Source organism: Bacillus sp. FSL E2-8868 (genome assembly GCF_038005505.1).
In the GTDB taxonomy this organism is placed as follows: Bacteria; Bacillota; Bacilli; order Bacillales; family Bacillaceae_G; genus Bacillus_A; species Bacillus_A mycoides.
On record NZ_JBBOTI010000002.1, the window covers coordinates 1,372,857 to 1,392,069 of the forward strand.

Annotated in this window: 22 protein-coding genes and 2 pseudogenes; 11 read left to right on the forward strand and 13 right to left on the reverse strand. The window is 36.7% G+C overall.

Annotation, left to right across the window (positions count from 1 at the left end):
- Positions 1-135: 135 nt before the first annotated feature.
- Entirely contained in the window at positions 136-690 is a 555-nt protein-coding gene (locus NSS74_RS17960) for a DUF2777 domain-containing protein (RefSeq protein WP_002140810.1), read from the forward strand.
- Between the two features lie 53 nt (positions 691-743).
- Here the strand turns inward: NSS74_RS17960 and NSS74_RS17965 are convergent, their stop codons facing one another.
- A complete protein-coding gene (locus NSS74_RS17965; protein WP_002011256.1) occupies positions 744-1,112 on the reverse strand; it encodes a YisL family protein in 369 nt (122 codons plus the stop codon).
- Positions 1,113-1,262: 150 nt separating this feature from the next.
- Between NSS74_RS17965 and rocD the strand changes: the two genes are divergently transcribed.
- Together rocD and NSS74_RS17975 are read left to right on the forward strand one after the other, a co-directional pair.
- Positions 1,263-2,453, forward strand: coding sequence for an ornithine aminotransferase (gene rocD, locus NSS74_RS17970; protein ID WP_000616665.1), 1,191 nt, complete (start codon positions 1,263-1,265; stop codon positions 2,451-2,453).
- A gap of 105 nt (positions 2,454-2,558) precedes the next feature.
- A complete protein-coding gene (locus NSS74_RS17975; RefSeq protein WP_000925332.1) occupies positions 2,559-2,843 on the forward strand; it encodes a hypothetical protein in 285 nt (94 codons plus the stop codon).
- Positions 2,844-2,877: 34 nt separating this feature from the next.
- Here NSS74_RS17975 and NSS74_RS17980 read toward each other — a convergent pair whose 3' ends face one another.
- Positions 2,878-3,780, reverse strand: a complete 903-nt coding sequence (locus NSS74_RS17980) for a fumarylacetoacetate hydrolase family protein (RefSeq protein WP_002140809.1) — start codon at positions 3,778-3,780, stop codon at positions 2,878-2,880.
- A 243-nt stretch (positions 3,781-4,023) separates the two neighbouring features.
- Here NSS74_RS17980 and NSS74_RS17985 point away from each other — a divergent pair, with 243 nt between their 5' ends.
- The 7 genes from NSS74_RS17985 (at position 4,024) to gerPF (ending at position 6,284) form a co-directional block, all read left to right on the forward strand.
- Complete coding sequence (locus tag NSS74_RS17985) at positions 4,024-4,203, forward strand: aspartyl-phosphate phosphatase Spo0E family protein (protein ID WP_002087032.1); 180 nt, start codon at positions 4,024-4,026, stop codon at positions 4,201-4,203.
- A gap of 96 nt (positions 4,204-4,299) precedes the next feature.
- Complete coding sequence (gene gerPA, locus NSS74_RS17990) at positions 4,300-4,521, forward strand: spore germination protein GerPA (RefSeq protein WP_001111190.1); 222 nt, start codon at positions 4,300-4,302, stop codon at positions 4,519-4,521.
- Between the two features lie 14 nt (positions 4,522-4,535).
- A complete protein-coding gene (gerPB, locus tag NSS74_RS17995; RefSeq protein ID WP_001012506.1) occupies positions 4,536-4,742 on the forward strand; it encodes a spore germination protein GerPB in 207 nt (68 codons plus the stop codon).
- A 67-nt stretch (positions 4,743-4,809) separates the two neighbouring features.
- Entirely contained in the window at positions 4,810-5,424 is a 615-nt protein-coding gene (locus tag NSS74_RS18000) for a spore germination protein GerPC (protein WP_002087034.1), read from the forward strand.
- A 6-nt stretch (positions 5,425-5,430) separates the two neighbouring features.
- Positions 5,431-5,625: a spore germination protein GerPD gene (gene gerPD, locus NSS74_RS18005; RefSeq protein WP_002087035.1), complete on the forward strand. Its 195-nt coding sequence runs from the start codon at positions 5,431-5,433 to the stop codon at positions 5,623-5,625.
- A 14-nt stretch (positions 5,626-5,639) separates the two neighbouring features.
- Positions 5,640-6,026 carry a spore germination protein GerPE gene (locus tag NSS74_RS18010; protein WP_002140807.1) on the forward strand — a complete coding sequence of 129 codons (387 nt, stop codon included), beginning with the start codon at positions 5,640-5,642 and terminating at the stop codon, positions 6,024-6,026.
- Between the two features lie 42 nt (positions 6,027-6,068).
- The gene (gene gerPF, locus NSS74_RS18015; RefSeq protein ID WP_001141570.1) at positions 6,069-6,284 is read left to right on the forward strand and encodes a spore germination protein GerPF; all 216 of its coding nucleotides are present in this window, start codon (positions 6,069-6,071) and stop codon (positions 6,282-6,284) included.
- A gap of 55 nt (positions 6,285-6,339) precedes the next feature.
- Here the strand turns inward: gerPF and NSS74_RS18020 are convergent, their stop codons facing one another.
- The 9 genes and pseudogenes from NSS74_RS18020 to NSS74_RS27970 all read right to left on the reverse strand — a co-directional run.
- A complete protein-coding gene (locus tag NSS74_RS18020) occupies positions 6,340-7,047 on the reverse strand; it encodes a DNA alkylation repair protein (RefSeq protein ID WP_002140805.1) in 708 nt (235 codons plus the stop codon).
- A 217-nt stretch (positions 7,048-7,264) separates the two neighbouring features.
- Positions 7,265-7,543: an RNA polymerase alpha subunit C-terminal domain-containing protein gene (locus tag NSS74_RS18025; protein ID WP_002140804.1), complete on the reverse strand. Its 279-nt coding sequence runs from the start codon at positions 7,541-7,543 to the stop codon at positions 7,265-7,267.
- Positions 7,544-7,566: 23 nt separating this feature from the next.
- Complete coding sequence (addA, locus tag NSS74_RS18030) at positions 7,567-11,292, reverse strand: helicase-exonuclease AddAB subunit AddA (RefSeq protein ID WP_340814036.1); 3,726 nt, start codon at positions 11,290-11,292, stop codon at positions 7,567-7,569.
- Positions 11,289-14,804: a helicase-exonuclease AddAB subunit AddB gene (addB, locus tag NSS74_RS18035; RefSeq protein WP_002140802.1), complete on the reverse strand. Its 3,516-nt coding sequence runs from the start codon at positions 14,802-14,804 to the stop codon at positions 11,289-11,291. Before addB ends, addA begins: the two co-directional genes overlap by 4 nt.
- Before the next feature lie 117 nt (positions 14,805-14,921).
- The gene (gene lepB / locus NSS74_RS18040; RefSeq protein ID WP_002011277.1) at positions 14,922-15,485 is read right to left on the reverse strand and encodes a signal peptidase I; all 564 of its coding nucleotides are present in this window, start codon (positions 15,483-15,485) and stop codon (positions 14,922-14,924) included.
- Positions 15,486-15,541: 56 nt separating this feature from the next.
- Positions 15,542-16,135 (reverse strand): TVP38/TMEM64 family protein, encoded by a 594-nt coding sequence (locus tag NSS74_RS18045; protein WP_002140801.1) that lies wholly within the window; start codon positions 16,133-16,135, stop codon positions 15,542-15,544.
- Between the two features lie 354 nt (positions 16,136-16,489).
- On the reverse strand, positions 16,490-17,086 hold the full coding sequence (locus tag NSS74_RS18050; RefSeq protein WP_002140800.1) for a DUF4306 domain-containing protein: 597 nt from the start codon (positions 17,084-17,086) through the stop codon (positions 16,490-16,492).
- A gap of 246 nt (positions 17,087-17,332) precedes the next feature.
- Positions 17,333-17,914: a competence protein ComK gene (locus NSS74_RS18055; protein WP_002011279.1), complete on the reverse strand. Its 582-nt coding sequence runs from the start codon at positions 17,912-17,914 to the stop codon at positions 17,333-17,335.
- Positions 17,915-17,963: 49 nt separating this feature from the next.
- A pseudogene (locus tag NSS74_RS27970) lies at positions 17,964-18,041 on the reverse strand (RNA-guided endonuclease TnpB family protein); the annotation flags it as partial.
- Between the two features lie 302 nt (positions 18,042-18,343).
- Between NSS74_RS27970 and NSS74_RS18060 the strand changes: the two are divergent.
- Positions 18,344-18,529: a hypothetical protein gene (locus NSS74_RS18060; protein ID WP_002011281.1), complete on the forward strand. Its 186-nt coding sequence runs from the start codon at positions 18,344-18,346 to the stop codon at positions 18,527-18,529.
- Positions 18,530-18,579: 50 nt separating this feature from the next.
- Here NSS74_RS18060 and NSS74_RS18065 read toward each other — a convergent pair.
- Together NSS74_RS18065 and cspA are read right to left on the reverse strand one after the other, a co-directional pair.
- Positions 18,580-18,841, reverse strand: a pseudogene (locus NSS74_RS18065) (hypothetical protein).
- Positions 18,842-18,867: 26 nt separating this feature from the next.
- A complete protein-coding gene (gene cspA / locus NSS74_RS18070) occupies positions 18,868-19,071 on the reverse strand; it encodes an RNA chaperone/antiterminator CspA (RefSeq protein WP_002011282.1) in 204 nt (67 codons plus the stop codon).
- Positions 19,072-19,213 lie beyond the last annotated feature (142 nt).

A 19,213-nucleotide genomic window follows, 5' to 3' on the forward strand; every position in this document is an offset into this window, starting at 1 on the left:
CATATGGAATAGCAGTTTCACAGTGTAAAGCGTGTTTTATTGTATGCCCATCTATCTTTAGGTGTGTCTAGTTATAAAGAACGTACGAACTGTCCATAACAAGAATAACTATTTCTATAAAAGGAGAAATGAACTATGATACAACGCAAACATATTTTGTATAATCAACCGCGCGCTCATACAGTCGGTAATGTAGAATATATAAACAAAGAATGGGTATTCTTTGATGATGAAAATGATGAGGCTTTTCTATTAGAAGATATTGCTGAAGATGGTTTTGAAATTTTATATAACAACAATTGGCTACCAGCTCGTTTTTATGAACAAGACATATTACAAATTGCAAATGAACAACATTCTCTCCAAAACGGGGAAATGATACGAATTCGAAAAAAATTACTTCTTAGCTATAATGAATGGCTTGAGGAATTACCTGACTCTGTCTTTACATTATTAACCGAATCATTGCAATCACTTAATTACTCTTTATATGATTGCATGTATTGTCATAATTATTTATCCTTCTTGCCAAAAGAGGAAGCATGCGAAGGAGTAAATATTCTTTTATTCGATAACGACGAAATGATTTGTACATTGCAGCATCATTTTGTACGCCACTCTTCCTCTAATAAAAATATTTTGCGATTTACGAAAGTAAACGGAGAAGAGTTGCATATTGATGCGACATAAAATAAAAACCACCTTATCTCCCAAATATTTGAGATCATAAGGTGGTTTTATTTTTATTTGAATACGTACCAGCCAAGCGGTAATTTTAGTCCTAAGTATAATACCGCTACTAGCGCGACAATAAATAAGCCCCAAACCGCCCCTGTTGGTTTGTTTTTGCTCATTTTCACAAGAACCATTTCCATTCCAGCGATTACTAATATACCAGCTAGCATTTTCATGCCGTACCACATGTGCATGCTACCTGTTGCCGTCTTCACAATACTCATGTACAACATGAAACCTGTCACAATAATGATGATATACATAAGGCGAAGCCCCATATGTACACCTTTACCTTTTCTTCCTGCTGAATAAAGTGAATACGCAACGAAGAATAAAATTAATCCTAACGCCCATGCTGTAATATGCATATGTACCATCGTATCCCTGCCTCCTCTTTTTCACACTTTTTCACTCTATATGATAACATGTTCATATATTTTCAGGAAATGTTTCGCTTTTTTATATTTAAATGCTATAATATTTAGAGTATTTACAAACTTCTTGTAATAACAAAAGGGGGAACAATCATGATTCAAACTAAGGATATTATCGAACTTACAGACACATACGGGGCAAATAACTACCATCCACTTCCAATCGTTATTTCTAAAGCAGAAGGCGTTTGGGTAGAAGATCCTGAAGGAAACCGCTATATGGACTTATTAAGTGCATATTCTGCAGTAAACCAAGGTCATCGTCATCCAAAAATCATTAACGCTTTAATTGACCAAGCTAATCGAGTGACGTTAACTTCTCGTGCTTTCCATAGCGATCAATTAGGTCCTTGGTACGAAAAAGTTGCGAAACTAACAAATAAAAATATGGTACTTCCTATGAATACAGGTGCAGAGGCTGTTGAAACTGCAATTAAAACAGCTCGTCGCTGGGCTTATGATGTGAAAAAGGTAGAAGCAAACCGTGCAGAAATCATCGTTTGTGAAGATAACTTCCACGGACGTACAATGGGTGCTGTTTCTATGTCATCAAACGAAGAGTACAAGCGCGGCTTCGGTCCAATGCTTCCTGGCATTATTGTAATTCCTTATGGTGATTTAGAAGCGTTAAAAGCTGCGATTACACCAAATACAGCTGCATTCATTTTAGAGCCAATCCAAGGTGAAGCAGGAATTAACATTCCACCAGCTGGTTTCTTACAAGAAGCTTTTGAAGTATGTAAAAAAGAAAACGTTTTATTCGTAGCAGATGAAATCCAAACAGGCTTAGGCCGTACGGGTAAAGTATTTGCTTGCGACTGGGACAATGTAACTCCTGACATGTACATACTTGGTAAAGCACTTGGCGGCGGCGTATTCCCAATCTCTTGTGTTGCAGCAAACAGCGACATTTTAGGTGTATTCGAGCCAGGTTCTCACGGTTCTACATTCGGTGGTAACCCACTTGCATGTGCTGTTTCTATTGCAGCTCTTGAAGTATTAGAAGAAGAAAAATTAACAGAGCGTTCTCTTCAATTAGGAGAAAAACTAGTTGGGCAATTAAAAGAAATTGATAACCCAATGATTACTGACATTCGCGGTAAAGGTTTATTCATCGGTATCGAATTAAACGAGCCAGCTCGTCCTTACTGTGAACAACTAAAAGCAGCTGGTCTATTATGTAAAGAAACACACGAAAACGTAATTCGTATTGCACCACCTCTAGTAATCTCTGAAGAAGATTTAGAGTGGGCGTTCCAAAAAATTAAAGCTGTACTATCTTAATCATAGTGAGGTTGTCCTAAATATAGGACAACCTCTTTCTTTTTTTAATAGTTTATCGTAAAATAAAATTGAATATTCTGTTTTTGTTAAAAAGGGGGTAACTGTATGCTATTGAAATACGGTAAACACATTAATAATTTAGCTACAATTTTTATTTCTATGACATTCATCGGCTTCATATTATCTACAACTTTACTCAGTCATTATTCAACTCCTAATACATTCACACTACTCAAAACATCATTTTGGGCTGCTGTTTTCCTTACAATTATCGGTTTTGGCCGTGAGAGAAGCGCACTTGCAGTTATGCTAATTGGAATTTGTACTTTAGCATTAATCGGATTGTATATTTTCGCCATCATAGATTACTCCGTTAATCCACGCCCATAGAAAAGAGCTATCTTTTCACAAGATAGCTCTTTTTTCATTTCACTATATTTCTTAACGTACCAATTCCCTCTACTGTAATAACAACTTCATCACCAGCATGTAAAAACTTCGGTGGTGTAAAACCTTTACCAACACCAGCTGGTGTCCCTGTTGCAATGATATCTCCTGGCTCTAATGTCATGCCTTTACTTATAGTTGAAATAATTTCTTCTACTGAAAAAATCATTTCTCTCGTATTTGAAGTTTGCCTTACTTCTCCATTTACCACTGTTTCAACGTGTAATGCATTCGGCGTTCTAACCATCGATTTATGAATTAAATACGGTCCCATCGGACAAAATGTATCGAAACTTTTCCCTAGGAAAAATTGTTTATGTTTCCTTTGAATATCCCGAGCAGTTACATCATTTATAACTGTATATCCAAAAACATGATCAAGAGCTTTTTCTATTTTTATTTGTTTCCCTCGCTTACCGATAACGATTGCTAGTTCACCTTCGTAATCAAGTTCATTCGTCGCGTGAGGGTGACCATTAATTTGCTCATCAATTCCAATCACTGTTGTTGGCGCCTTTGTAAAAATCATTATATTTTCAGGGATAGACTCTACTCCGCCCATTTCTACCGCATGCTCACGATAGTTCTTTCCAACACAAAGAATATTTTTTCTCGGCCTTGGAATCGGTGCTAATATTTTCACCTCTGCTAACGGATAATACGCCGATCCCGCATTTTCCTTCGCCCAATTTACAATATCGTACACTTTCTCAAGACATTCGCTTCCTCTTTCAATACACTCTAACATGGTAATTGGGATAGTAACCTTTTCCCCTTTTTGTCTTTGCGCTTCTCTTAAATGTAATACCTTTTCTTCCTCTTCATCCACAATACCTACAAATACTTTTTCTTCTTTCTTCGCCGTTACAAAACGCAACATTTCCACTCTCCATCCTAAAACTCATACCCTATAATTGTATTCGCATCCTTAAGAAAAAAACCTTCTTATACACGCTAATTTTTACAATATTCAACCATTATTATATTTGTTCCTCATCCGTTATTTGACATAAAATGTAGAAATTATACTTTTTTTAGCGAAGATGTTTCTTTTTTATGGGATTTTTGTATAATATGTACTACATATATACATAAAATTTATTGAGAGATGGAGCCGATTTCAATGTTTGAGCAAGCTATCGAAAAAAAACGCGAAAAAATGATCTATTTTGCTGAACGCTACGGAATGACTTCTCAAAAAACAGTAGATTGTAGCCAGGAATTGGACAGGCTCTTAAATGTTGTTTGGCCTATACATACAGATTGCACACATACTCAAATGTTCGAAACACATACGCAATAACGTATGTGTTTCTTTTATTTCGAAAAAATACACATTTTATTGAAAACGCCCATACAATAGTAGAAAAGAAAATTTTAAAAACGAAAGGTGTTTTGTATGCCAGCTATGGTCGGACATATTCGTATCGTTAACATTGGATCAAGTGGTATTTTTCATATTGGAGATGTATTTGCGATTAGGCCTATTAGTTATTCACGCGCTTTTGCCGGAGCCGGTTCATTTAATGTTGGGGATAACGTCTCTGTCTACAATTATCAAAGCTCAACGACCGTCAATGATTCAGATGTAATTGATCAAGCAATAATTGGTTCGAACTAAAGGGGGCGATTGCATTGAATTTTTATGTGAACCAAAGTATCATCATTAACAGCATTAAAATCGATAGCATTACGACCTCTTCCGTTTTTCAAATTGGAACTGCAGGTAGTATTAAAGCTCTTTCTAAATTCTCAAATTCTGGCGGATTTACAGAACCTCTTCGTCCATTACAGGCGAAAGGACAAATTATTTCCATCAAACCATCAACTAGTTCTTCTTAAGGTATCCTTGTCATAAATATATAGCAGGAATATATTTCCCCTCCCTATTGAAAAGGAGGTTTCACAAATGAATCAAGATATATATACTTACCTACACCAACTTCAACAAGCTCTCCAAATACAGCAGCAAACTATTCTAAATCTTGAAGAGCAAGTTCGCCTACTACAAGAAGAGCTTAATGAGTTAAAAAGTCGTCCCTCCTCTTCTATAGGAAAAGTGGAATATAAATTCGATCAATTAAAAGTAGAAAATTTAAACGGCACTTTAAATATTGGCTTGAATCCATTTTCAACAAAAGGGCAACAAATTGAAGATTTTCAAGTGGATACAGAAACATTAAAAGTAAATCCTGAAACAGAAACAAATCCAGATTTTTATCAAGGTATCCTTCAAGAAATGCATCGCTATTTAGATGAAGAAGCATATAGTCGAATTCTCCATTTTGAACAAGAAGAGAGAACGCCGCTTGATGAGATGTATCGACAAATGATGGTGGATGACATAAAAAAACAGATGGAACATAGACTTCCATATTATTTATCACAAGTTCAATCGTATGAGGGTATTTCCTCAGATCCCGATTATTTACGAGACGTCATTATTCAAGCGATGAAACAAGATATTGACAAGGCGTTCCTTTCCTTTATTCAACACATACCGGGTAATTTCCGAAAGGAGTAAGTATGTATGAATTTAAATGTTGTGAACCGCGAGTTAAAAGTAGGGCAGATTAAAATGACCGGGGTTTCTTCTTCCGCATTATTTTTAATTGGAGATGCTAACCTTCTCATCCTTTCTTCTATTCTTGATACGCCATTCGAATCCGTTACAGAGGGGCCATTTGTACCATTAGTAACAGATGTCCCTCCGACTCCAGGTTGAGGAGAGGAAAAATTATGCTCCGTCATACTTCAATTGTACAAAATGTTTCTATCGTTTCTATGGGTGTTGCAGCCGTCTTCCAGGTCGGGGATGCTAATCAAATAGAATTAAAAAATAGAGCGCTTATCGTTCACCGAGAAATCCCTTGTTATATAAAAGGTGAAGGTCGTTTTGATGCGTTTGAAATCTTTACAGATGAATACATTACAATTCCAAAGCGAACAACAGATGTAAAAATGAATATTGTAAATGAGTGCCCTTTTATTGAAGTAAATGATGTTCACTTGCGAACAATTTTAAATTCCGCGTGCTTCCAAATCGGCAATGTTGACTATGTTTTTAATAATTCTCGTACGCTACAAATCCGCCAATTTATTACTGATGAACCTTCCTCTAAATAATTCATATAGTAATTAAAAAGCTTAGCAAAGTAGGTGGATGGTATGCCTTCGGTTGTAGGAAATCTCGTCGTTCAAAACAGTAACGGCTCTTTCAACTTAGGAGATTTTTATAACGTGTCTCCGAAAGAAAATACGAAAGCTTATAACGGATCTGGGGCTTCCAATGTCGGATTTGTCGTTAACACTTTTAGCGGCGTTAGTGCAACAAATACATTCGATTCGGACGTTGCAGACCAAGATCAAATTGGAACAGCGTAAAAAAGAAACAGCTTTAGCTCTATTTTGTGTAGAGCTAGGGCTGTTTCTTTTAATTTTAACATCTTACATATTTACGTTTGAATCCCAGTCTTCCTCTATCAAGTTCTTTATGAATACTTTCGTAAGCATTTAGAAAACTGCTTTTCTTGTTGTCTCGTTTTAGTTCTACTATGCCTACTTCCTTTGCGGTTTCAACTGCCTTTTCATGTAGCGGCACATATGAAATCCCCACAGTGTTTAGAAAATTATTCATAGCGCATTTCGTTCGTTCTGGCGCATCGTGAATTGTATTTTTCACAACTTCTAGCATATTGGCAATCTTACCTTCGGAAAATTCATTGTCTTTTCGATTCCCTAAAAGCCAGCAGTAGCAACTCCAGCCCGCTGACATTCTTAGTTCGTCACCACTTGCAATCCATTTATCAGCAACGTCTTGGGCAAAATCTGATTCTGATAAAGTTACTGCCACCACATAATCGGACAGCATATAAAAGTACGCCCCATCCATCCAACGATCAAAATCCGATTCATTCATAGTTTTTGGGTCTGCAATAATGCCTGCAAAGTACATTGCATCGTAGTTACCTGTAGCATAAAGCTCTTCAGCTAAACTTTGATTGATTTTTATTTTCTTCGCGATTGGTTTCATAGCACCTGTAGCTACTCCAAAAAGTGGCTCCTTTGCACCATTGGATATGTATATTTTTTTAGTTCGTTCCTTGCTGAGAGTTTCAAGCTCTTGCATTACTGTTTCAAAATCCATCGTGTTGCACTTCCTTCCTCAATATTATAATCAATTCGCTTATCTTCTTTATCAAGTTCTCTATACTTCATAACTCCATCTTTTAAAGCGTTTTGTCCATCGATTTACGATTTTCAAAATGAGATTTCGTTATATGCGTTTATCCAGCTAATTAATACCGATTATATAAACTAATCATTAGTTAAGATGCCACTCCTCGCTAATGATTAGTTTTTCTTTATTTAAATGATAATCCCTTATCTTCTAAAGCCGCTCTCAATTTAGGTAAAGATGCTGGCCCTATACCGTGCAGTTTTAAAATTTCTTTTTCACTATACTTTGAAAGTTCTTCTAAAGTATGAATTCCATGGTGCTCTAACGCTCGTCTTGCTGGTGCTGAAAGAAGAGAAAGAAAGCCTTCTTTTGGCTTTCTCTCTTTCTCACAGGTTGGGCAAGTTGGACAATCGCTACTTTTGTAGTACTCGTGTCCTTGATCACAAGTTCTTAACGTCGCCATACTCCATAACCCCTCTCTAAGCTCTATTCCTCAATATTTACAACATGATTCCCATCAAAGAAGTATAAACATTTCTCTTTCACAGGATGTTTTAAGCTTTTCTCGAGTGCTTTTGCATATAGTGAAAGCTGCACTTTGTATCGGTCTTCTAAAGTTGGTTTCGCTTGATCAAATCCGCCTGGGAACTTTCCTTCAATCGTATCTGTTTTAAAGTCGATTAAAGTAATTCCATCTTCCTCTTCGATCATGCAGTCGATAACCCCTTGGACAAGTATTGATTCACCTTTCTTCCCTTGCCAATCTTGATATGCTTCTTCTGCTGAAAGCATCATCGTAAATGGTACTTCACGTTCAACACTTTTTGCTGCTAATACCCTTTTACCTAAGTCACTGTCAAAGAATGAAATTACTTTTTCAATCGCTATTTCTTCAGCTTGTTCAAATGTTAATAGTTCTTTATTTACCATTCTTGCAATTTGTTCTTGAAGAACTTCAATCGTAATTGGTTTCTTCAAATCTACATGCTGCATAACGGCATGAACTGCTGTCCCTCGCTCTGCGTATGTTAGCCCTTTTTTCTCCATAAAGCGCGGACGTGTTTTAATTGGTGCACGGAGTTTCTTAATAAAGGCGTTATCGCTACCTTCTTCAGATTGATAATTTCTCTTTATTTCTGTAACAGACTGTTTCGCACGGTGAGATGTTGCGTCCTCATACCCGTATTTCCACATTAATCTGTCGTACACTTCTTCTTTCCGTTCACTTTCTAACGGAACAGCTTTTTTATCGCGAAGCGCTTCTAATAACTCTTGTTTCTCTTCTTGAACTGGTTCTGGTGCAAGTAGATCTTTTCCTTCAACAACTTCTACTTTCCAGCTAGCACTATATTCATAAATTTCGCCTGGAATATTCCCTTGTCCTAATTCAAGAAGCATTTCACTATCACGGTGTCTATATAATGAAGGTGCAATCCAATCTAAATAACATGACGCTCCGGCACGTATATGATCTGGTAATAACCATTCACTATGCTCTCTTGCATCGAGCCATTTTTCCATTTCTTTATTTGCATCTTTAACCGTTCCAATTAAAATTAACTTCTCTTTTGCACGTGTTAACGCTACGTATAGTACGCGCATTTCTTCCGCAATTAATTCCATCTTCATTTTACGCTTAATCGCTAGTTGCGATAATGTCGTATATTTAATTCGTTTACGCGGATCGATAAATTGTGAACCGAAACCGAAATCTTTATGAAGTAAGAAACGCTTCATTAAATCTTGTGTATTAAAACGGCGACCAAGTCCAGCTACAAATACGACTGGGAACTCTAGCCCTTTACTTTTATGAATCGTCATAATGCGAACAACGTCTTCTTGTTCCCCAAGAGCTCTCGCCGTTCCCATATCATCTCCGCGTTCTAAAATACGCTCAATAAAGCGCAAGAAGCGGAATAATCCTCTAAACGATGTTGCTTCATATTGTCTTGCGCGATCATATAGTACGCGTAAGTTTGCCTGCCTTTGCTTTCCGGCTGGTAAACCGCCGACAAAGTCGTAATAGCCTGTCTCACCGTACACTTTCCAAATTAAATCGGAAAGAGATTGTTGACGCGCAAATTCACGCCATCCTTGCAGTAATTTATAAAACCACTCTAATTTATCATGCAGTTCTTGTTCTTCTTCAAGCGGCGCTCCTTTTAAGAATGAGCTCATTACTTCATAAAACGAGCCTTTCTTTCCGTGAGCACGAAGCGTCGCAAGTTCTTCGTCATTTAGTCCAACGATCGGTGAACGAAGTACAGCTGCAAGCGGAATATCTTGCATCGGGTTATCAATGACGCGGAATACGTTCATCATAATATTTACTTCTGTCGCTTCAAAGTAACCAGTCGCAAGGTCAGCATATACCGGAATTCCTTGTAGTTTTAACTCTTCCATAATTTGCGGCGCCCATGGCATGGAGCGAAGTAAAATAACGAAATCACGATATTGCACTGGGCGCATACTATCAGTTTTACGATCATACACTGCATAGCCTGAATCGACCATTGCTTTAATACGCTGCGCCATAAGACGAGCTTCAAGCTGCGCTTTTTCTACTTCGGCACCTTCTTCACCGTCTTGCACTTCTTCCTCAGTTTGCTGAATACATAATAGCTCTGCCGCTACATCTTCACCTTCTGGATAGCTAGCACCTAGCTTTAATTCAGCGTCAGCATCATAATCGATTTCGCCGACTTCTTCGCCCATAATTTGTTTGAAAATAAAGTTCGTACCTGCTAGCACTTCATGACGGCTACGGAAGTTTTTCGCTAAGTCAATCTTCATTCCGCCGCCCGATCCTTCTTGTGTGAAACGTTTATATTTTCCTAAGAATAAACCAGGCTCTGCTAGTCGGAAACGATAGATTGACTGTTTTACGTCACCAACCATGAACAAGTTTCCTTCACTCTCAAAATCTTTCGTTACGAATTTAATAATTGATTCCTGTACGAAGTTCGTATCTTGATATTCATCAACTAGTACTTCAGCAAATTTATTACGATATTGAAGTGCTACTGCTGACAGCTTCATTTCACCGTCTTCACTTTGCTCGCTTAAAATTTGCAAACAGAAATGCTCTAAATCTGTGAAATCGACCATTCCTTTATCTCGCTTAATCGCTTGGAAACGCTCTGTAAATACTTTTACAAGCTTCACGAGTTTTTCTAATACAGGATGCATATCTTGAAAATCTCGTAAGAAACTTTCGGGTCTGCGGCTAAATAGCTCTTCTTGTAATTTCTTCACTTCATCTTTCGCTTTATTACGAAGAGAATCTACTTGTTTTACAACATCTTCGTTGTAATCACTTTTTTTAATACGCTTTAACGTTTGCCACGATACATTTTGCATCGCTTCATAAACGCTTGTCCACGATCCACGCGCTGCTGAGGATAACGTTCCAAGTAAAGCTAAATCCGCTTGTAAAGTTTCAACGCGAGGCGCTGGACCATCAGGAAGCATTGCGAGTTCAGTCGCCTTACGAATATGCTTTTCCGCTGTTTCAAGCTGAAACTTCACATCTTCTAATAAGTAAGAAGCGTACACTAAATCTTCAATCGTCTTTCCTTCAACGTCGTATGCTTCTACTAATTTATCAAGCCACTTCTCCGGTTTTGGATGCGCTCTTGATTCTGTATGAAGCGCTAAAATCATTCGTTGTAAGTCATCGTCACTACGGTCACTCGTATAACGATCAACTAGTTCAAAGAAAATACTATTATCTTCGATTCCATATTCTTCTTCTAATATGTCATCTAGCACTTCTTCTTTTAATAACTCATTTTCTGTTTGGTTCGCAATACGAAAACGAGGATCGACATCAAGCATGTAATAATATCCTCTAATAACTTGTAAACAAAATGAATGAATTGTAGAAATGGAAGCTTTATTTAATAAGCTAAGCTGCTTTCTTATATGCTGTGAACCTGGCCCATCAATTAATACTTTTTCTAACGCTTCCCCAATTCGATTTTTCATTTCTTGCGCTGCTGCATTCGTAAATGTTACAACGAGCAGGCGGTCGACATCGACTGGATTTTCCTCCCTTATAATCTTTTTAATAATACGTTCAACTAATACCGCTGTTTTCCCTGATCCAGCTGCCGCTGCGACTAAAATATCACGTCCGTTCGCTACAACCGCTTTCCACTGGTCATCTGTCCATTGACTACCTTCTGGTTTCTGAGGCCAATTTTCTATCATCCTCCGCCAACCTCCTCTCTAATTTTCTCCATCGCTTCGCTATCTTTCATATCTTTTAACGTACGGAATTGATTATCTTCAAGTGATTCATCAAATTGACAAACAGATTTGAAGTTACAGAACGTACATGCCGCTTTATTCCCCTTTTTGTAAGGAGCAATATCGATAACACCTTCTGTAATGTCTTTTCCGATATTTTCAAACGAGTGGTGTACATATTTTTGAAGTACGTTAAACTCTTGTTCACTTGCAATGCTAGAACGCGCACTAAAACTACCATCTTTTTTCAGACCAGCAGAAATAATATCAGAGCTTCCTGTTGAAAGTTTATTATCCATCAAACGCACAACATCAGCATCTCCTAGTACGAGCCCTTTCATTTTAAATTTCTTTAAAATTTCTTTCTCAATTTCTTCTTCAGATGCATCGCCTTTCATCTCAACAATCGGGTTATGAATATGGAAATACAATACACCCGCCGGTGATGCAGTACTACCCTTTTTCATCCACGTATGTGCATTTGAAGTAACAACATCTAAATACGTTAACATTTGAAGTGCGAGTCCGTAATACACTTCTGTTAAATCTAACGCTTTCGAACTTGATTTATAGTCAATAATACGAAGGAACGTACCACTCTCATCTTCCGCCTTATCAACACGGTCAATACGGCCAACTACTTCCATCTTCACGCCATTTGGCAACGCAAATTCCATTGGCGGAAGCGATCCAGTACCACCCATACCGAACGGTACTTCTAAATCAACTGGTACAAAGCCACTCGACTTCGCATGTTCACGAAGAATAAGTGATGTACGGAAAATGATTTGTTGTAGTTTTTGTTTTAAATAGAAATGACGGTTTGAACTTAATAAAATTTGTCTTTGTAATAATGGTGCAATTTCTTCTATTACTAAAGCAGAAAGGTGCTCACACTCTTTTATTGATAAATCCGCCCAAGTACGATTTTCACGTAATAGCTTGTCTGCAATTCTCTTCAGCGCCGCGTGGAATAATTCACCGATATCTGGCGCATCAAGTTTGAAAATATCGCGCTCTCTTAGCGATAAACCGTGCTGAGCGAAATGAGCGTACGCACAGCGATTAAATAGTTCCATACGAGAAACGCTTCCCTTAATTGTATCTCCATATAAATCCCTACTTACATCTGTACTTAGTTTCTGTGCACGATTTCGGTAGAATAAACTCGATAACACACGGCTACTTTTTTGCTTCCATTCATCTGAAGTAACGTAGAAGTTATATACGTCCCACCAAAAGTCTAAATTGCCTTCAAATCCGTATCGCTTCCACGTTTGCAGTTGCTGCATGACGTAAGACAAAGTTACTTCTGGCGTTGCTACATATGAGAGTTGTTCCGAACGCGATAAGTCATTTACATCATTCGTAATAAACGATTCTTTCACATCAGGGAACATTCTTTTTATTTTCTTAATAAAACTAGAAGCAAGTAACGTCTTTCCTTCTTCATCCGCAAGCGGACAGGAAATGTATAACTTCTCAGATGCTCTCGTCACCATTTGATACATAACGAACTGTTCTTCTAATAAAGTTTGTCTCGTCGTTGGTGCTAATTCGATACCTGCAGCGGTGAGAACATTTCTTTCCTCATCAGAAAGCATACCTTCATCCATAGGTGCTGCTGGAATCACGCCTTCATTTACGCCAATAATGAACGTCGCTTTAATATCTGATAATCTAGAATGATCAATATTAGCAACTAACACTTGATCTAGTGACGGCGGAATGTTCGCAAATTGAAGTGCCTCAAGACCTGTCGTCATTACATCAGTAAACATAGACAGGGACATCTTCTCTTCGCCAAGCATCTCAACGAACGTATCAAGAAGACTCATCACTTCTTCCCATACTTGCTCATGGTCTGTCGCAAATAAGAAATCTCCGCTTTCTTCTGCACGAATACGTAATGCCTCTAGTTTTTTCGGAACGTCAAGCTCCTCTAAAAATAAATATACCGCTTCGCACATTTGCATAACTGTTCCAGCACGCTTCAGTCTTTTCTGCATACGAATAACTGGCGTTCTTACAACGTCGCGAAGTCGATTTATTTTCTCTTCCATTTCACGCTCACTGTCTGTTATCATTTCGCTCGCATCATCAAGAGAACGATAACGACGATACATCCACGGATCTTCAGAAGTCCATCTCTTCCCTTGTACACCGTACGCTAAACAGTAGTTTTCGAACTCATCCATCTCTTCGCGCATCGCTTCTTTTCTTACGTCTAGTGGATATAAAAGTTCTGTTTTCACACAGCGGAACACTGCATCATAACGCCAATTTCCGCTAATAATCTCTAAAGCCGAACGAATACATTCTACTAGCGGATGATGTGACATCGGGCGTTTTTCATCGATGAAATGCGGGATATTATAATCCGTAAATAACGTTCGCATTACATCGTAATAACTTTCTCCGTTACGAAGAAGGACTGCGATATCTCGGTAACGATAGTCTTCAGTCGCCACAAGTCTTCGAATTTCACGAGCAACACCTTCTACTTCAGCTCGTAAATTAGCTGCTGTACTAATTGTCACACTCGCTTCGCCGTGAAATTTTTCATTTGGACGCGCTTCGTAATGCATTTCTAAATGTGCTAATGCTTGCGAATGAAAACGCGGCTGTTTCATAAGTGGAATTGTTTTTTCAACCTCTATTTTCTCTTCACGCGCTACTTGTTTTATTCTTTCATACGTTAACGTCGTTTCATAAAATAAATCTAGTTCATTCACTGGCTGCGCTAACGTTTTTTCATCTATCGTTAATGTTATTGTTACTCTAGTTCCTAATCTCATTAGCCCTCTAACGATTTCTAACTCTTGAGGAGAAAATGAATGGAATCCATCTATATAAATTTCCGCGCCTTTTACATACTCAGAGTCTGAAAGCTTCTCAATTAATAATTGTAAGTAGTCTTCTGAATCTAAATACTTTCCGATTAAAGCACGTTCAAAATCATCATATAGTAACTGTAAATCATACACTTTATTCGCTAGTAGCTTTTGCTCTGCACTACTGCTATGCGTGTCTAATTGTTGCCACATTTCATATACGTTAGACGGCGTCACATTGTAACGTTTAAACTCAGCAATCATACTACCAAGATGTTCAAAGAAACCGTTTTGCTCCGCTGCTTTTTGAAACACAGATAGTCCATCTTTACGAGATTCTACAATTTTACGAAGCAACATATGTACACCAGCTTCATCAATATGAAGACGACTCGCTCCGCCAACTTCTTGCAGCACCTTCCACGCTAATCGCGAAAAACTAAAAACTTGTGCCCGAATAGAACCTCTTACATCTTCGCTCCCAATTAACGCCTGCTGCGTTTGGAATGTCATCTGTTCTGGCACAAGATATAATATTGTTTTCCCTCTTGGGCGCTGTTTTAACTCTTCTTGCACTTCGTGTAAACAAAGTGTACTTTTTCCACTTCCAGCTCTACCAATCACAAATCGAAGTGACATGAAACCCCACCTTTCACTTACATAACGAACGTTAGTTTGCTATCACAATTGTATTATAGGACGATAAAAAAGACAAACATACTCGTTTGTCTTTTCCTTATACTTCATTTTATTATATCAGCCTTTTGAAAAATTCGTTTGTACCTCTTGAATCGGCCAATATCGTAAATCAACTTTACCGACAACTGTATCAGCTTTCACAAAACCGAAGTGCCTACTATCCCAGCTACCAAGGCGGTTGTCACCAACTACAAAAATAGAACCGGGTGGTACAAACTTTTCTTTCGTTAACTCTTCTAGTTTAAAATCGCCTGTTAATTGCCGTCCATTTGTCTCTTTCTTATACGTCTCTAAATAAGGTTCATCCACGAATTGTCCGTTTATATATAATTTATCATGCTTATATTCGATATGATCCCCAGGTAAACCGATAATCCGCTTTACATAGTCCTCTTTTTTATTCGCATGAAAAACGACGACATCAAATCGATTCAAGTCCCCTACTTGATAACTCACCTTATTCACAACGAGCATATTTCCATCTTGCAATGTCGGCATCATTGACTTCCCCTCTACAACGTACGTTGAAAAGAAAAACGTTCGAAAAAATACAGCTAATAGTACACCAATTAAAATTGTTCTTACCCACTCTAGCCCTTCTTTTTTCAAAGTTTTCTTCATTCGCTTCTCCCCTCGCCCTTTAATGATGAAGCTTATCTTTACAAAGAAGACTTTTCCTAATGTAGTTCTAACTTTACTTCAATTTTTTTACCGACATACCATAAAATAAAAATAACAACGCCCACAATAACCGATTTCACCGGCTTATGAATAAATGACGCTAAATCATGACCGATATACGTTAAAATAAAGATCATAACAAGCTTTCCAAATGCTAATGCTAGTCCAAACTGTTTTACGCTAATGCGAGACAAACCAGCTACAACATTTATAAGCGCAGATGGTGTGAACGGAAAACAAAATATAACAAAGATTGGCGCGAACCCTTTTCTTTCAATCCATCCCATCGCTTTTCGCACTCTCTCATGCTTATTTACAAAAGAAAAGAAACGACTTCTTCCAAAGCTACGAATAATGAAAAATACAAGCATTGCACCAATTACTGACCCAATCCATGAATAAAGAAAACCGAACCAAAAACCAAATGCAACAGCATTCGCCAACACAAACACAATGAGTGGCAATGCCGGAATAAGCGCCTCTATCATCGGTAAGCCAATACCGAGAAGCGGTCCGAACGCACGATAACTTTCAACAATATGATCCATATTTTCTGGTGAAAAATACTCTTTGATCGTTTGAAAATCCATTCTACACTTTACCCCTTTACTCTAATTACTACCTCTACTGTATCATCGCTTAAATGAAAGAGGAAATGGTAGATACGACATATGGAGATGTATTTATTAAAGTTTCCATATCATTCGCTAGAATTCCTTCATTATTATGCTATGATAATCTTTCAATATTCGACAAGACATGAGAATAATTTAGACACCACGCACAGATTATAACTTAACGGTTACATATTATAAAAAAGAAGAAACTACAGAAAGTGTCAATCTGTAGTTTCAAAAAAACCTTACTACGCGTAAGGTTATTTCTACCTGTATGGAAATGAGTAATGACAAATAATTGTTATACCTTCAAACAATTCTCCTTTTCTAATGACTAGTTCTTACAAGAAACTTTTTTAGTAAGCGTATACTATCAATCACGATAAGTATTAATAAATATAAGAAAGATAGTATTAATACTGTACTTGGAATAGGTAACATTCGAAATTTGTATAAAAACTTATCAATCATATATATATCTTGCTCATTCGTTATAGTAGTAGGAGTGAATATAAGGTGCTCTTGCCAATTATCTATCCAAGTTAAATCAACTGCGGAAAATTGCATTATTCCTAACCACAAGTAAAGAAAAATCGGTATGAGAACCATATATTGTAAACTATGTAATATCTTTTTTTCCTTCTTACATTCAATAATTTGAAAGACAATAAGTGTCAGTACGTACACAATCGATAGAAGAAATACTATGGTGACAACTGGTTGAATTGAAAAAGCAAATAGCAATTTATCAATTTCACTAATTTGACTATATTCTGTTGCATTTTGAGGCGTAAAAATAAAATGTTGTTTATCAGCACCTATCATTAACTGACTGCCAACGAAACCAGTAAACATAAAGGTAAGAAATAATATAGGCAAAACAAGAATATATTGCGCCCAAAATAACATGGTCCTTTTCAACATAACAGCCCCCTTTTTTATATAATAAGGAAAGAACTATCCTGTATACCGCGAATATAAAACGATATATAATCACACTACATTAAGTATATTTAGGAAAATAACCCTTATATTGTAATTATATATATCACCTTAAGTTATTAGAGAACGAAAATTCAGGAAATTAACCTTGTTTTATTTATGAATCTTACCGTGCAAATAGTATATATAACAAAATCAAAAAGGATGAGTCTCCCCATCCTTTTCCTCTCACACTTCGCCTTCCTTCACAAAATACACTTTCTCATATGCTGGTGTTAATTTAGATTCTTCATTTTTATCAATCTCTTTAAAGCAAGGATTTCCTTGTTTTTTCTTACGATCTTCATACTCTGTCCGCAATTTCGCTGTACGATTTTGCTGATTTTCAAAGCTACTTTTTGACATTTCTAGTTTCACAGCGAAACCATTTATAAATCTAATAATAAGATTTCCATCTTTTAATTCTTTATTATCTTCAATATGAAAATGAGATAACCACGCACACTCTTTTCGAGAATAAGAATACGTAGGGAAAAAATAAAGTTGATCTGTCGGGCTAATTGCGATAGGAGCTTTATGTGTAATACGAGTTAACTCCTTCGTTCCTTCTTTTCTTCCAAAGAAACTAGAACCATGCTTCCGGCAACTTCTCTCTATAATATCAAGAGGCTTTTGAAATACGAAAAAAGAATCTTCCATTTCTACAATTCGCGTAACAACTTTCTTTTCTCCTAGAACAACAGGAAGTAAGGCCATTGTATTTTTGCTTACAACATAGTTTTCGACATAACGTTCTACTTTACTTTCCATAGTCTACTGTCTGCTACTACAAATATAGGCAAATGTATATCCTTAGAGTATGTAGTTTTTGCACGCTAAGAATACTTTTATCTATACTCGCTCTTTTGTTAGTAACAGATTTTTCACCTCTCTTTTTTTAATTTTCGATTGCTATTTAATTTCCCTTCTTCATTTCCCTTTTATAGTAGCACCTACGAAAAGGAAATGGTTTACATTATGCGATTCTTTACAAATACTTATAATAAATCAAATATAATACAAATTTGTTAATAATGATATGTGAATATTAAAGGAATAATCTGTATAAAAAAAGGATTCTATATACGAAAAAAGAATTTATATCATTTGTAATATGTTTAACACATTCCCCTTTTCATATAATTACAGCAATTAATTTTGCTATAATTAAAATATAAATCAAATATACGGAGGTCTCTCATGGAAGAAAAGCAAGATCATCCAACAATTCAAATGAAAAATAGTAGCATTGTTATCGTAAAAAATTCAGCGAGTATTATATTCGGTTTATTTTTTATTTTACTGTTCTTCGCGAAGCCTTTTCGTAAATCTAAATGTCCAGAATGCAAGAAACGTGAAAAGAAAAAAGCTGTGAAAGAACACTAAAAGGCCTTCCTTTACGGGAAAGCCTTTTTACATACTGATTACCATTTCCTTCATTCTTCTTCACCCTCAAAAAAACCTACTATTTTTTCTTCCAAGATTCTCTGTATCTCTTTCAACCTGTACTATGATTATATATGGTTCTTGATCTAAATACCGAGAATGAGACTTCCTCAAATCAATTACCGTCACTTTATCATTTTCATAAGTTTTCGAGTACGCCTTTATTTCTTCAATCGTACTTTTTAGGCTGTCTTTATTACTAATATAAATATCGTATATCTCAACAACAAAAAAAAGGATGGCATAAGCCATCCTTTTTTCTATAATAAACTATAAAATTATAGTTTGATTACGTTTTTAGCTTGAGGTCCACGATTGCCATCTTCGATTTCGAAGCTAACTTTTTGGCCTTCTTCTAAAGATTTGAAACCATCAGTTTCGATTGCAGAGAAATGTACGAATACATCGTTTTCGCCTGGAACTTCGATGAAACCGAAGCCTTTTTCGTTGTTAAACCATTTTACTTGTCCTGTAACTGTCATAATTATTTCCTCCTACGAAAATACATTTTATTTAGTCTTCATGTATAAAAAAAGAATCCACACATTATCAAATTCGAAACATAAACTAGTTCTCACATACTTTTTCCCGTTTGTTTTCGGCATTTGATAATATATGGATTGC